This window comes from Kitasatospora albolonga (assembly GCF_039535905.1).
Taxonomy (GTDB): Bacteria; Actinomycetota; Actinomycetes; order Streptomycetales; family Streptomycetaceae; genus Kitasatospora; species Kitasatospora albolonga.
In genome coordinates this window covers 1-13,628 of sequence record NZ_BAAAYB010000151.1, presented here as the reverse complement: position 1 = coordinate 13,628, position 13,628 = coordinate 1, and the positions used below count along the sequence as shown (strand labels likewise).

Sequence of the window (13,628 nt, the reverse complement as noted above, 5' to 3'; positions counted from 1 at the left end):
ACTCGGCTCGGTGTGCGACGTAGGCAGTTGCCGGCGAACTCGTAAGGCTGAATGCGGGTGGTATGGCCCAGGGTTGAGTCGCGGCGAGCCGGGTCGTGATGCCGAGAGTTCGGTGAGCATGCGGTGCTCTGCTCGGTACGCCACCGTCCCACGTGCGATGGTAGGCGAGCAGTCACGTGTGCGACATGGCTTGAGGTCGCGGTGCGCACCCCGCTCGTCGGCTGTGGCGTGCTAGCCGCCAGCCGCGTCGTGAATCTGGGCCATGCAGCAGGCGTGCCAAGGCTGATCGGGCTGAACGGACCGCGTATCCGCGCGCAGGTAGTGTAACAGGAGTCGAGCCCTGCAACACAGGTGCCATCACCAGGAGCCAGCATACTCGTCGCGTCGCACCACCAGTGTACAGCGGACACCAGGGACGATGTTGCGGAGTGTGTCAGGCCGGAGTCAGGACGGAGCGCTCCAGCGCAGGAAGGCGCATGCACACGTCCGGGTCGGCGGCCAAGCTCCTGACGCGCAGTATCTTGATCGCCACCCCCGGCCTGCCTGGCGGCTCGTGATGCCCCGTGCCGACTTCCACGTCCTCGCGCACGCCCGGTGCACGCCAGACGAGTGCCGGTAGGCACGCGTCGCGAGGTGCCATCCGTCAGCAGCGTACTTGCTGGCACCTGACTGGCCGCAACTGGGAGGTTACGCTGTCTCCTCGTGACTACTGGCGGTACTGATATGCGCTGCGTGGTTTCGGCACCTCATAACGGCGCTCGTCCAGTTGTCGCTGAGGCGTCGACGGACCGCGTCCCTGCGTCGGGATTGACCTGACAGGGGCGTCGGCTCCACCATGTCGTATCGATCGCAGATCGTCCGATTCTGTGTGCCTGCGAGCGCGCCGTGATCGTAGTGGCAGGAAGTGACAGGCACCACTCTTGTGGCCCAACGGCGTCACTGAAGGGGTTGCGGGGGCGATGCAGATCGCGGCTCACTGTCCTCCGAGCGCGCACGACTGCGGCAGCCGCCGAACGGCCACCGTGACGTCCTGGTCACGGCCCGGTCGGTACGGCGCTCGGCGGCGGTCGCGGGGGCGCTCGCCGGTGCGGTGGGCGTTGCTGCGCCCCGCTCCGCGACCCATGTGGCACCTGTACGCCGGGAATCGTCGGATCGCGAGCAGACCTCCGCTCGCACCCCCCGCTGCTCGACGGCGCGTGCCTCGCTCACGAGCCCGACCCGGACGCCGACCAGGACGACGCCCTGGGGGCCCGGCCGAGCTGCGCGTCACCGGTCGGCGCCCGACGCGGGCGGCGTGCACCGCCTGCACGGGGACCGGGTCACCATCGGCCGCTCCAGCGCCGCCGACGTCCCGCTGGACGACCCGGACGTCTCCGCTGCACCTCTTCGCTCCACTCTTCCCCCGACGGCAGCCGTGACCGTCCGGGACCCTGGCCTCCACCACGGCACCGTGCTGGACGGCCGCTTCCTGCCGACGAGCGGCGAGCTGGCCGAGGACGGCCTGGTCCGGATCGGCGAGTCCACCCTGCTGGTCACCCGCCCCGAGACCAGGGACGCAACCGCACCACGCCCGACGGCCTCGGCGGCTCCAGCTGGCGCCACGCGCCGTCGCCACCGTCCGTGCCCCGGCCGCGCGCCCGCGGCCGAACCGCCCGCCCACCGAGCGGTCGGCGGCCGCCGCTCGCTGTCTCATCCCCGCGGACGCCCGGCCGAGCCCGCCGGGCTCCAGCGCGCCCGCCAGCAGCACGCCGCCGTCCGCAGTCCGCCATGCCGGCACGCCGCCCAGCGCGAGCGCTTCTGCTGGCCCGACCCGGCCGCCCTGCTGCTCACCGCGCTCGGCGCCGGCCCCCGGCTCTGTGAGCGCGGCCCGCACCACCCGGACGCGCTCACCCTCCGGCTCGGCACCGCCGACCTCCCGGCGGCCCCGGCACCGCCCCGGCACCGTGCTGCCCGCCGTCCCGTCACCGTGGACCTGCAGACCGCCGCAGCCTTGGGGCTCGCCGCTCCGGGCGGGCCCCCGGCTGGCCGGCCTGGCCCGCGCGGTGCTCGCCCAGCTCGCCGTGCTGCACCCGCCGAGCTCGCTCACCTGGTGGGCCGCGGCCGACGAGCCCACTCCGCCGACTGGTCCTGGGCCTTCTGTGCCGCACCTGGAGCCGACGGCACGTCAGGACTGCCGCCTGCTGGTGGGTTCGGCCCCGAGCAGACCGAGGCCCGGCTCACCGAGCTGGCCGCCGGTGCGGGCCTGCGCGCGGAGGCCGGCCTGCGCGGGCGGGCCGGCGCGGCTGACGGACCGTCCGGCACCACGTGCTGCTGCTCGACGGCGCCCCCACCACCGCGCCCGCCCGCGAGGCGCTCGCCGTCCTGCTGGAGCAGGGCCCGGCCCTCGGCGTCTTCCCGGTCTGCCTGGCCGAGACCCCGCAGGCGCTGCCCGCCGGTCTCGGCGCCACCGCCGTGGTCACCGGCGAGGTCGCCACCCAGCTCACCCTGGACCGCCCGCTGGGCGGCGGCGCGCGCGAACTGGTCCGCGACCTGGCCCTGGACGCCGTCTCCCGCCTGGGCCGAGCCGCTGGCCCGGGTGCTGGCCCCGCTGCGCGAGCGCTGTCCCGCGGTCTCGCTCGCGGCCCGCTGCCCGAGCGAGCTGCGCGGCTGGACCTGCTCTCGCAGCCTCGACACGAAATCACTGTCAACGCCATAAGCTGGCCGCCCGCTGGTCCAGACGCTGCCCGCGGCCCGGCACCAAGCCACCTTGCCCTGCTCGGCATCCAGGCCCAGTGACGAGATCCCCTGCTGGTCGAGCGTGACGGCCTCGCCAGGACCCGGACGAGCCCAACGTGTGCGTACTCGCACCTGCTGAATCTGGCGCTGCCGCGGTCACCGCAAGACTCGTAGCTGCTGCGCACGCTGTTCGCCTCCTCGCGCGTCTCCGAGCAGCCCGGCTGGCTGCGCGTGATCACGGTGGTCGACGGCTCGCGGCGGCGGCACTAGCAAAGACTCCCGAGGCTCCCGCCGGGCTGGCCGACTGCCCACGGACCGGCCGCAGCGTCACCGAGCACGTGGACGCCGTGGGTCAAGGACCCGTCGCCGCGCGCGGCTCGCCAGCCGAGACCCTGCTGGAGCGAACTACGCCCACGGCGCGAGGTCGCTGTTCTCGACGGCCGCTCGTTCACACGCCTGGCACAGTCACGCCCGGCCGCCGTGCAGCCCGCGCCGCGCCCTGGTGACGGAGCCGGCGGCGGCACCTGCCCCGACGACGGCGCCCACCGGGTCGCCAAGCAGCGCAAGCCGCCGACGTGCTCACCCGGCGCCTGCGGCTGGTCGTGGTGGGTGGACGACCTGGACGCGCTGCTCTCCCCCACCTCCCCGGCCGGCCGCCCGCTCAGCCGGGCGCTGTCCGCCGTGGCCGAGCGCGGCGGCCGGCTCGGCGTCCACTGGTGGCCAGCCAAGCCGGGGCGCCCGAGCTGGCGGTGCCGCGCTGGACGAGAACGCCTCAGCTGCGGATCGTCATGGCGCGACCGCCGACGCTGGTCGACTCGACCTGCTGTATCCACCCACGACGACGACCCCGGCCGCCCTCCCTCGATGGGCACACCCGGGCCGCGCTACCTGCGCCTCCCGACTCGCGGGAGACTGGGCCTCCCGCCGCCAATGGTCCGTCGGCCGCATCCGCCCGCACCGCACCTGCGCCCCACCGTGGTCTGCCGTCCGACCCGGCCCAGCCTCGGCGCGCGCCGACCCGCTTCGCACGCAGTCCGCGAGCTGCGGCAAAAAGCACCGGCCGACGACCGCACCTCGCACCTGCTGGCCAGCAGCCGTCCAGCGGCCCGCCACCCTCCTGTGGGCCGGGTCCTGACGGTGTCTCAGGCGGTCGCCGCCCTTGTCGACGACCGCGGCGGCCACCGCGTCGCGCCTGGCCCCAGCGGGCGCCGAGGTACTCGTAGCTGTCGCGGTCGAAGACCCACTCCACGGTGGCCTTGCCGTCCGCAGCGCCACCCCGACACCGTGCCGGCCGAGCCCGTCCGTGACGTCCTCGTGCACCACCGCCCCGGGGATCAGCCCGGCCGCCCGGAACAGCGCCGCGCTCACCTCCGGTGTCGCGATCTGCTCGGCGACCAGCCGGTTGATCGCCTTGAAGGCGGCGTGCTCGGGGCTCTGGCCCTGCCCCTGCGGTCTGAGCCTTGATCAGCGCGAGCAGCGCCGCCGGGTCGGTCGGCAGGGTGGCCACGTAGCGGTAGTTCGGGTGTTGACGCTGGCCGGCTCGTCCAGCGGGGTCAGCTCCCGCCGCCCGTACCGACTGTCGTCCAGCAGGGCGGCCGCTTGCCGTCCACCGGCAGCCAGAGCTCGCCTTCACCTCCGGGTCCTGCCGCTGCACGTAGACGTACTGACTGTCCTTCACCTCCTGCCGCGGCTTGGCCGCCGCCGCCGCGGCCGCCCGGTCCAGCACCACCGAGGCCGCCGAGGCGGTCGGGGCGGCGCCCCCGGTGTTCAGCACCACGTCAGCGCCAGCGCGCCCGCCAGCACAGGCACTGCGGCCCATCCGTAACGGCGGGTGGTGCTCCTGGGCTTCCGGCTGATCTCGCTCATCAGGTGTCCCGCTCAACAGCTGGTGGCGGTCGGCGGGGAGAACCGGCTCGTGCTCGTGGTTCATCAGTTCTTCCCCTCTGACCGGACCGCTTCGACGCGGTCACTCCCTACCTGTCCGCGGCCGCGGTGAGGTTCCGTCAGTTCCTCCGCCGCCAGGTCGCGCAGCCGGGCCCGGGCCCGGGAGAGCCGGGAGCGGACGGTGCCCGACCGGCACGCCGAGCGCTCGGCGGCCGAGGCGTAGTCCAGCCCGGCCAGCACGCAGAGCTGGAAGACCTCGCGCTCGCGGCGGCGCAGCCGCTCCAGCGCGCGCTTGGCGGCGGCAGCCGGGCGCCGTCGTCCATCGGCCGACCAGCTCGTCGGCGAAGTCGGGCACCACCTCCGGTCCGGGCAGCCGGGCCAGCGCGGCCCGGTGGCGGCGGACGGCCCGGGTGGTGTTGCGCAGCACGTTGGTGGCGATGCCGAACAGCCAGGGCCGCACCGACCCGCCGTCCTCCTCCAGCTTCCCGCGCAGCCGCCAGGCCTCCAGGAAGGTCAGCGAGACGGCGTCCTCGGCGGCGGCCCAGTCCCCCAGCGTCCGTACGGCATACCCGTACACCCCCTGTGCGTGTTCGTCGAGAGCTGCCCGAAGGCGCTCTGGTCCCCGGCGCGCAGCCGGGCCCGTAGTGACAGTTCCACGCCCCTACCTGTCCGCTCGCGCCCCCGGTTCCGACCAGGATGCCGCGAGGGCGGTACCGGCAGGGAAGCCGGTACCGCCCTCGCGGTGAACTGTCGGACCGTCAGACGCCCGTGCGGAGCAGGGTGCGGATCACCCGCATGGCGACCGAGAGGCTGGACAGCTCGTAGTTGTCCGAACCCCTTATGTCGTCGAGGGTGGTCTTGGCCCGGCTCAGCAGGGTCGAGTTGAGCTCGGCCAGGCCGCGTACCGCTCCTCGGGCGTGGAGCCCTCGGTGCCGCAGGACAGGATGTCCGCGGTGAGCGCGGAGTGCGCGGCGAACAGTCCTCGCGGATCGCGCGCGGGCCATCGAGGACCAGCGGTCGTCGCGCGGCAGCTCGATGATCCGGTCCAGCAGGTGGGTGATCTGCAGGCGGTCGGCCAGGTCGTAGTAGAGCTCGGCGACGTCGGTCACCCTCGCTGCCGCTGCGGTCCGCGACGCCGACGATGTCCAGGGTCGGGAAGGCGGAGGACAGACCCGCGATCCGCAGCGCCAGCTCCTCCGGCACGCCGGCCTCGGCCAGCTCCCGGTGGACGCCCTCGAACCAGGTGAGGTCCTCGCCGCGCAGCGGCTTGGGCAGGCTGTCCCAGACCTGGTCGACCCGGGACTGGAAGAACTCGATGGTGCCCTGGATGTCCAGCGGCTGGCGCCGGTTGTTGAGCATCCAGCGGGTGGCCCGCTCGACCAGCCGGCGGGTGTGCAGGCGCATCTTGGTCTGCACCCGCGCCGGGACGGCGTTGTCGAGGCCCTCGGACGTCCGACCAGATCCGCTCCAGGCCGAAGACCGCGCGCGCCGCCGCGTGGGTGCGGGCGATCTCCTCCATGGTGGCGCCGGTCTCCTCGCGGAGCCGGAAGGCGAAGGTGCAGCCGCCGCGGTTGATCGTGTCGTTGACGATCAGGGTGGTGATGATCTCGCGGCGCAGCGGGTGCTGGTCGATCGCCTCGGCGAACCGGGCCCGCAGCGCGCTCGGGAAGTACTCGTGCAGCGCGGTGCGGAAGTACGGGTCGTCGGGGAGCTCGGTGGCGAGCAGCTCGTCGGCCAGGGTGATCTTGGTGTAGGCGAGCAGCACCGAGAGCTCGGGCTGGGAGAGCCCGCGCCCGCCGGCCGCCCGCTCCTTGATCTGACGGTCCGTCGGCAGGAACTCGATGGCCCGGTCCAGCTGGCCGTTGCCCTCCAGGCGGTTGATCATGCGGGCGTGCACGTCGACCATCGAGAGGGCCTGGGCGACGGCGTTGGCCAGCACCACGTTCTGCGCGTAGTTGTTGCGCAGCACCAGGTGGCCGACCTCGTCGGTCATCTCGGCGAGCAGCTTGTGCGCTGCTTGACCGTCATGTCGCCGTCGGCGACGACCTGGTTGAGCAGGATCTTGATGTTGACCTCGTGGTCCGAGGTGTCCACGGCCCGGCCGAGTTGTCGATGGCGTCGGTGTTGATCCAGCCGCCGGTGCCCTCGGGGCCGCGGTCGAGGCGTACTCGATGCGGCCGAGCTGGGTGCAGCCGAGGTTGCCGCCCTCGCCGACCACCCGGGCCCGGACCTGGCCGCCGTTGACCCGGATCGCGTCGTTGGACTTGTCGCCCACCTCGGCGTTGGTCTCGGCGGAGGACTTGATGTAGGTGCCGATGCCGCCGTTCCAGAACAGGTCCACGGGGACTGCAGGATCGCCTTCATCAGCTCGGCCGGGTGAGCTTGGACTCCTCGATCCGAGCCGCTCGCGCACCTGGGCGGAGAGCTGGATCGACTTGGCGGAGCGCGGGAAGACGCCGCCGCCGGCCGAGATCAGGCTCTTGTCGTAGTCGTCCCAGGAGCTGCGCGGGACGTCGAAGAGCCGGCGCCGCTCGGCGAAGGAGACCGTCGCGTCCGGGTTCGGGTCCAGGAAGATGTGGCGGTGGTCGAAGGCGGCCACCAGCCGGATGTGCTCGCTGAGCAGCATGCCGTTGCCGAACACGTCACCGGACATGTCGCCGATGCCGACCACGGTGAAGTCCTCGGTCTGGGTGTCGTGGCCCAGCTCGCGGAAGTTGCGCTTGACGGACTCCCAGGCGCCGCGCGCCGTGATGCCCATGCCCTTGTGGTCGTACCCGGCGGAGCCGCCGGAGGCGAAGGCGTCGCCCAGCCAGAAGCCGTAGCTCTCGGCCACGCCGTTGGCGATGTCCGAGAAGGTCGCGGTGCCCTTGTCGGCGGCGACCACCAGGTAGGTGTCGTCCTCGTCGTGGCGGACCACCTCGGACGGTTGCACGACCTCGCCGGCCACCAGGTTGTCGGTGATGTCCAGCAGCGCCGAGATGAAGGTCTTGTACGAGGCGATGCCCTCGGCCAGCCAGGCGTCGCGGTCCACCGACGGGTCCGGCAGCTGCTTGGCGACGAAGCCGCCCTTGGCGCCGACCGGGACGATGACGGTGTTCTTGACCATCTGGGCCTTGACCAGGCCGAGGATCTCGGTGCGGAAGTCCTCGCGCCGGTCGGACCAGCGCAGACCGCCGCGGCGACCTTGCCGAAGCGCAGGTGCACGCCCTCGACCCGGGGCGAGTAGACCGCAGATCTCGAAGGCCGGGCGGCGGGCCGTGCAGGTCCGGGATGGCCTTGGGGTCGAACTTCATCGACACGTAGGAGTGCCGCTCGCCGTCCGAGGCGTGCTGGAAGAAGTTGGTCCGCAGGGTGCCTTGATGAGGTTGCAGAAGGAGCGCAGGATGCGGTCCTCGTCCAGCGAGACGACCTCGTCCAGGGCGCCCGAGAGCTCCTCCAGATGCCCTCGGTCAGCTCGGACGCACCCTGCTGGTGGCCGGGGCTGAGCCGGGCCTCGAAGAGGTCACCAGCAACCGGGTGGTGTGATGTTTTGCGGAGCGCGTCCTCCATGTAGTCCTGGGAGAAGGTGCTCCCGCTGGCGAGGTACTTGGCGTAGGCGCGCAGCACCACGGCCTGACGCCAGGTCAGACCGGCGGTGAGGGACCAGCTCGTTGAAGCGTCGTTCTCCGCCTTCGCCGGTCCAGGTCGCCGAGAAGGCGTCCTGGAAGCGCTCGCGCGCCTCGTCGGTGAGGGCGGAGGCCTACGCGCAGGCGCAGGCCGAAGTCGTAGACCCAGGCCTTGGAGCCGTCCTCGCGGGTGAGCGCGTACGGGCGCTCGTCGAGCACCTCGACGCCCAGGCGCTGGAGCACCGGCAGGACCTCGGGTCAGCGAGATCGGGCCGCCGACCCGGTAGCATCTTTGAAGCGGCGCTCGTCGTCGCCCGCGCCGACCGGCTGGTAGAGGTTGAGCCCGGAAGTCGCCCTCGCCGCTCAGCGCCTCGGATCTGCTTGAGGTCGGCCCACGGCGGTGCGCGGCGGGGAAGTCGGCGCGGGTAGGCCGTCGGGAAGCGTTGGCGTAGCGTGCGATGCCGAGTTCGGCGGCGCGCTCCTCGCCCAGCTCGACGTGCAGCTGGTCGTGGAAGCCGTCCATCCAGAAGCGCGCGGCCTCGCCAGCTTGGCCTCGATCCGCTCCACCTCGGCGTCGGTCAGCGAGGGCAGCTCGCTGCCCTTGGCGACCCGGACGACGAAGTGCAGTCGGGTCAGCACCGACTCGGTGGACCAGTACGGTGTACTCGATGTTCTCGCCGTTCAGCTCCCTGCAGCAGCAGGTCCATCAGGCGCAGCCGGATCCGCGTGGTTGTAGCGGTCGCGCGGCAGGTAGATCAGCGCGGAGAAGTAGCGCCCGTACTCGTCCTGACGGAGGAACAGCGCAGCCGGCGGCGCTCCTGCAGGTAGAGCACGCTGGTGGCGATGGGAGAGGCAGGCTGCTCGGCCGGGGTCTGGAAGATCTCGTCCCGGGGGAAGGTCTCCAGGATCTGGAGCAGGTCGCGGCCGCGTCGTGCTCTCGTTGGCGAAGCCGGAGCCGGCCAGCACCTCCTGCCACCTTGCGGCGGACCACCGGGATCCGGGTGACCGACTCGGTGTACGCGGCCGAGGAGAACAGGCCGAGGAAGCGGCGCTCGCCGATCACGTGCCCTGGGCGTCGAAGCGCTTCACGCCGACGTAGTCCAGGTAGGCCGGGCGGTGCACGGTGGACTTGCTGTTGGCCTTGGTGAGGACCAGCAGCTTCTTCTCGTGCGCCTTGGCCCGGACCGGGGCGGACATCCGGCCGAAGGCCTCGGAGACCGGGTGGTGGTCGGTGTCGTGGCTGAGCGGGTCGGAGCGCAGGATGCCGAGGCGGTGCCGGGGACGGCCCGCAGCACCTCCTCGCCCTCGTGCTCGGCCAGGTCGTACTCGCGGTAGCCGAGGAAGGTGAAGTGGTCGTCGGCCAGGCCAGCGCATCAGCTCCCAGGCCTCGCCGACCTCCTGCTCGAGCCATGGTGGGCCGGGGGCTCCTCGGCCAGCTCGTCGGCCAGGCGCAGCGCGGAGTCGCGCATCTTGCCCCAGTCCTCGACGACCTCGCGGACGTCGCCGAGCACCCGGCGCAGGTTGGCTCGATCGCGTGCAGGTCCTCGCGGTCGGTCTGCGCGGTCGATCTCGATGTGCATCCAGGACTCGACCGTGGCGTCGGCGGGCCACTCGGTGCCGGCCGCCTGGCTGCGCGAGCAGGCGTCCAGGTCGAGGATCTCCAGCAGCTTGCCGGTCAGGTCACGGCGCACCACCAGCTGGGGGTGGATCACCACGTGGATGCCGCGGTCCTGGCGGGTCAGCTCGTTGGTGACCGAGTCGACCAGGAAGGGCATGTCGTCGGTGACGACCCTCGACCACGGTGTGGCCGCAGGACCAGCCGTTCTCCTCCACCGTGGGGGTGTACACCCGGACCTCGGCGGTGCCCTGCGGGCGCTTCAGGCCGAGGCGGTAGTGCGAGGCCGCCGCGCCGTAGACGTCCACCGGGTCGCGGTCGACGAGGTCCTCGGGGGCGGTGTGGAGGTAGTAGTACCGCAGGTACGAGGCAAGAGCACCGTTGCTCAGGCCCTCCCCGGGTGCCGCTCCCCCCACCTGGCTGTTCTCAGCGGCTGCCGCTGCCTTGGTGAGCAGCTCGGCCTTGGCTGCGTCCAGCTTGGTCTGCATGGCTGTATGGCTCCTGTCGCGCGCCGTTGCGTGACTCGGTGATGGGTCCGGGTACACCGCCGGGTCTACCCGCAATCCTCCACCAGCACCGGAGGAAAGTGGCCCATGGCACGCATGAAGCGACCTTCGTCCGGGTAATGGTGACGGATTCGGCACCCGACGACGTCACTCACCCCTAACCAAAGCCCAGCAGGGTGTCAGGGGACATGGAGGCAGAAAGCCGGACGAAGATCACACCGTCCTGGACACGTTGTCCAAACCGGCCGGTCACATGACGCGCCGGTCAGACCTCGTCGGCCAGGACCAGTTCGACCGCCTCCGCCAGCGAGTCCACCACCGGGGCCCCGAGCCCCGCCAGCTTCTCCCGGGTGTGCGAACCCCCGGTGTACAGCACCGCACGCGCGCCATCCAGTGGGCGGCCGCCGCGTCGTCCGCCGCGTCCCCGATCACCACGGTGCGCGCCGGGTCCTGGCCGAGCCGCTCCAGGTGCCGCTTCAGGTAGTCGCGCTTGCCCGTCCCGTACGACTCGCCGACCCGGCCGTCCACCCGGACGAAGTGCTCCTCGATCCCGCGGGCCCGCACCTGCGGCACCAGCCGGTGGTGCTCGTGCATCGACAGCAGCGACTGGCTGCGCCCGGCCGCCCGCCAGCCGGCCAGCAGCCCGGCCGCGCCCCTCGGTCAGCCGCAGGCGTCGCTGAGCTCCTGGTAGCGGTCCTGGAAGGCGGCGTCCAGCACCGTCCACTCGTCCCGGCTGGGCTCGCGGCCGAGCAGCAGCTCGTAGAAACTTCGGGATCGGGAAGGTGTACAGCTCCCGGTACTGCTCCAGCGTGATCGGCGCCATGCCGAGCGTGGCGAAGGCCGCGTTGCTGGAGGCCACCACGGCCGCCATGTCGTGCAGCAGGGTGCCGTTCCAGTCCCAGACGATGTGCGTGCTCACCCAGGAACGGTACCCGCCGCCGCCGGCGCTCAGGCCCCCGGGGGTCGAGCCGTCCGCCAGCAGCTCGCGCAGCACCCGGTCGACCTGGTGGTGCACGAGCTCGGTGCCGGGCGGCACCAGCTCCTCGGTGCGGCGGACCCACTCCGCCACGGTGGAGGCGTCGGCCTGGAGCAGCACGTCGCCCCTCCAGCGAGCGGAGCATCACGGTGAGCAGGCCGCGGCCGCCGACGGTGCTCGGCCAGATCCGCACGTCCCCGCTGCCCGTGGCCCGGTAGACGCCCTCGGCCAGCAGCTCCCGGCGAAGTACCAGCTGACCGGGGAGGCCGAGTGGACGTGGAAGGTGACGTGCACGGGCGTACGGTCGTCGGCCCGGTAGCCCAGCCGGCCCGGACCGGGATGCTGTCCTGGGGCGACACCAACAGGTCCATGGTCAGGTCGCGCTCCAGCACGGTGCTCTCCATCTCGCGGCTCTCCCATCTCGCGCTCTCCTCCGCTCGTCCCGGTCCGGCGCACTGAGAACGACGCCGGAACGGGTCGGTACCCGCGGATCCGCAACCCTGTAGGGGCAAACAGCGGTGGCCCGGCCGGTTCTGTCGGTGGCGACAAAAGCGCCGGACAGCCTTCCGGATGACACCGCGTCAACTCCGCGACACCGCCTCACCCCCCGAACGCCCGCCGTCCGCCCCACCCGTCCCGCCACCCCACCGTGCGGCCGCGCCCGGCCGGGCACGAACGGCCCCGGAGCGGCCGGGCCGCCGCTTCCTACCCTGACCGCTATGGACGCTCAACCGACCACGGTGCTGGGGGAATCGACCAGCGGCTGGCCCGGATCCTGCTCGACGGCCTCTGCCGGAGCTGACCGAGGAGACGGTCCGCCGGATCCGCGAGGAGCTGAAGGTCTACCAGGACGCCGGCCCGCTGCCGTCCGGCCAGCTGCACGAGGCGGTCCGGGACAACCTGGCCTACTCCCTGCGCGGCCTCACCGGCGAGGAGATCACCCTGGAGGCCCCCCGGGTCACCGGGCGCCGCCGGGCCGAGCAGGGCGTGCCGCTGGCCATGTGTGCCAGACCGCCTACCGGCTGGGCTTCCGCTGCCTGTGGGAGCGGATGGTCGCCGAGGCGCGACGCGGTCAGGCGCGGCCAGCAGCGCCGACCTGGTCGCACGATGGCCAGCGAGGTCTGGGTACAACGACAGTGAGTGGTTCGGGCGCCATGGGGACGCTTCAAACGAGCGCACCGCCGCCTCAAGATGCACAGTGGGATCCAGGAGCGCTTCGGCCCTGGTTGGACGTGGTGCTGCGCGGCGGCATGGCAACCCGGGCGGGTCGTGGAGCCCGCCGACATGCTCACCCTGCCCTACGACGCGCACCTCTGACGCCGTGTGGTCGTCGCACCCCGCCCCCGCCTGGCCCGGCAGGCCCTTGCCGGACACTCGAACCGCCTGCGCAGCACCAGATGGCTCCGCCTAGAGCGCCTCACACCCGACGCCCACAGTCGGTGCATCGTCCCATGCAGGACGGCGCGGCGATGGAGCAACTGGTGAGACGCTACGGCTCCAGACGGTCGTCGGGCCGGGTGAGCCCCTGCTACTCCAGACTCGACCAGACCCCGCAGGCCCTCCACTGGCCCAGGTCGCGCTGGCCAGCGCGGCCCCCCGCTCCGAGACCGTCTCGGGTCTTCGACGCCTCCCCCGCTGCCGATGCTGGTGGTCAGCTCCCCTCCACCGCCTCCCGGATCGGCACCAGTGCTCGGCCCGCTGATGGACCTCCCGGAGAGCCAGCGCGAGCAGCTGCTCACCACCATGTCCACCTACTTCGCGGTGGCGGCCTCGGCCGACAAGGCGGGCAAACTGCTGTTTCGCCACCCCAACACCATCGCTACCGCCTGCGCCGGATCGAGCAGCTCAGCGGACGCTCCTTCGAGCGCCCGCTGGACTCGGCGAGCTCTACATCGCCCTGCAAGCGTCCTCCGCCTGCCCGAGGGGCCGCGACCGGCTGCACTGAGCGCCCTCCGGGGTGCTCAGCCCTCGAACTCGGCCGCCCCGCGCAGCAGGTGGTGGTCCGACAGCCGGGTGCAGGGCGCCGCGTCCACCCTTGACGTTGCGGAAGTCCCGGGCGCTCAGGAAGAGGTAGTCGATCCTTCGTCGCGGTGGTGGCCTTCGGCGAGCAGAAGCGGCTCCACGGTCGGCGCGCCGTGCGCAGCGGGCCACCCGGCAGCGCGCAGAAGTCGGCGTCGTTCTCGTCCGCCTCCTGGTACTTCCCGCTGCCGCCCGGAGTGGTTGTACAGCGCGTCCAGGGCCGGCGTCCTGCGGGGTCGCGTTGAAGTCGCCCGCCAGCAGCACCGGCTCGCCCGCGTCCGACGTCGCCCCGGTCAGCCGGGCCACCT

At 72.4% G+C, this 13,628-nt stretch carries 12 protein-coding genes and 8 pseudogenes; 3 read left to right on the top strand and 17 right to left on the bottom strand.

The features are described from left to right. Positions 1-2,304 precede the first annotated feature (2,304 nt). The gene (locus ABD946_RS38325; protein ID WP_345290373.1) at positions 2,305-2,775 is read left to right on the top strand and encodes a hypothetical protein; all 471 of its coding nucleotides are present in this window, start codon (positions 2,305-2,307) and stop codon (positions 2,773-2,775) included. Between the two features lie 1,869 nt (positions 2,776-4,644). Here the strand turns inward: ABD946_RS38325 and ABD946_RS43215 are convergent. From ABD946_RS43215 to ABD946_RS38240, 16 genes and pseudogenes are all read right to left on the bottom strand, one after another. After that, positions 4,645-5,256: pseudogene (locus tag ABD946_RS43215) on the bottom strand (RNA polymerase sigma factor). 101 nt (positions 5,257-5,357) lie between these two features. Beyond that, positions 5,358-5,708, bottom strand: a complete 351-nt coding sequence (locus tag ABD946_RS38310; protein ID WP_345290371.1) for a hypothetical protein — start codon at positions 5,706-5,708, stop codon at positions 5,358-5,360. A 73-nt stretch (positions 5,709-5,781) separates the two neighbouring features. Further along, a pseudogene (locus ABD946_RS38305) lies at positions 5,782-6,003 on the bottom strand (hypothetical protein); the annotation flags it as partial. Positions 6,004-6,106: 103 nt separating this feature from the next. Further along, a pseudogene (locus tag ABD946_RS38300) lies at positions 6,107-6,484 on the bottom strand (hypothetical protein); the annotation flags it as partial. Between the two features lie 104 nt (positions 6,485-6,588). Then, complete coding sequence (locus ABD946_RS38295; protein WP_345290454.1) at positions 6,589-6,693, bottom strand: NAD-glutamate dehydrogenase domain-containing protein; 105 nt, start codon at positions 6,691-6,693, stop codon at positions 6,589-6,591. Between the two features lie 121 nt (positions 6,694-6,814). Continuing rightward, positions 6,815-7,768 (bottom strand): annotated as a pseudogene (locus ABD946_RS38290) (NAD-glutamate dehydrogenase domain-containing protein); the annotation flags it as partial. Positions 7,769-7,898: 130 nt separating this feature from the next. Then, a pseudogene (locus tag ABD946_RS38285) lies at positions 7,899-7,949 on the bottom strand (hypothetical protein); the annotation flags it as partial. A gap of 187 nt (positions 7,950-8,136) precedes the next feature. Beyond that, positions 8,137-8,208: pseudogene (locus tag ABD946_RS38280) on the bottom strand (hypothetical protein); the annotation flags it as partial. A 14-nt stretch (positions 8,209-8,222) separates the two neighbouring features. Continuing rightward, positions 8,223-8,447, bottom strand: a complete 225-nt coding sequence (locus ABD946_RS38275; RefSeq protein WP_345290370.1) for a hypothetical protein — start codon at positions 8,445-8,447, stop codon at positions 8,223-8,225. 438 nt (positions 8,448-8,885) lie between these two features. After that, on the bottom strand, positions 8,886-9,005 hold the full coding sequence (locus ABD946_RS38270) for a hypothetical protein (protein WP_345290453.1): 120 nt from the start codon (positions 9,003-9,005) through the stop codon (positions 8,886-8,888). After that, on the bottom strand, positions 8,960-9,085 hold the full coding sequence (locus tag ABD946_RS38265) for a hypothetical protein (RefSeq protein WP_345290452.1): 126 nt from the start codon (positions 9,083-9,085) through the stop codon (positions 8,960-8,962). The genes ABD946_RS38270 and ABD946_RS38265 overlap by 46 nt, the downstream gene beginning before the upstream one ends. 178 nt (positions 9,086-9,263) lie before the next feature. Further along, complete coding sequence (locus ABD946_RS38260) at positions 9,264-9,578, bottom strand: hypothetical protein (RefSeq protein WP_345290369.1); 315 nt, start codon at positions 9,576-9,578, stop codon at positions 9,264-9,266. After that, a complete protein-coding gene (locus ABD946_RS38255; RefSeq protein ID WP_345290368.1) occupies positions 9,578-9,979 on the bottom strand; it encodes a hypothetical protein in 402 nt (133 codons plus the stop codon). Before ABD946_RS38255 ends, ABD946_RS38260 begins: the two co-directional genes overlap by 1 nt. After that, the gene (locus ABD946_RS38250; protein ID WP_345290367.1) at positions 9,885-10,307 is read right to left on the bottom strand and encodes a hypothetical protein; all 423 of its coding nucleotides are present in this window, start codon (positions 10,305-10,307) and stop codon (positions 9,885-9,887) included. The genes ABD946_RS38255 and ABD946_RS38250 overlap by 95 nt, the downstream gene beginning before the upstream one ends. 283 nt (positions 10,308-10,590) lie before the next feature. Then, positions 10,591-11,196 (bottom strand): annotated as a pseudogene (locus ABD946_RS38245) (HAD family hydrolase). Between the two features lie 286 nt (positions 11,197-11,482). Next, a pseudogene (locus ABD946_RS38240) lies at positions 11,483-11,533 on the bottom strand (hypothetical protein); the annotation flags it as partial. 557 nt (positions 11,534-12,090) lie between these two features. Here ABD946_RS38240 and ABD946_RS43335 point away from each other — a divergent pair. Together ABD946_RS43335 and ABD946_RS38235 are read left to right on the top strand one after the other, a co-directional pair. Continuing rightward, complete coding sequence (locus ABD946_RS43335) at positions 12,091-12,441, top strand: RsbRD N-terminal domain-containing protein (RefSeq protein ID WP_486334149.1); 351 nt, start codon at positions 12,091-12,093, stop codon at positions 12,439-12,441. Between the two features lie 51 nt (positions 12,442-12,492). Continuing rightward, complete coding sequence (locus ABD946_RS38235; RefSeq protein WP_345290366.1) at positions 12,493-12,618, top strand: hypothetical protein; 126 nt, start codon at positions 12,493-12,495, stop codon at positions 12,616-12,618. A 570-nt stretch (positions 12,619-13,188) separates the two neighbouring features. Here ABD946_RS38235 and ABD946_RS43210 read toward each other — a convergent pair. Further along, positions 13,189-13,626, bottom strand: coding sequence for an endonuclease/exonuclease/phosphatase family protein (locus tag ABD946_RS43210; RefSeq protein WP_425558807.1), 438 nt, complete (start codon positions 13,624-13,626; stop codon positions 13,189-13,191). Positions 13,627-13,628 lie beyond the last annotated feature (2 nt).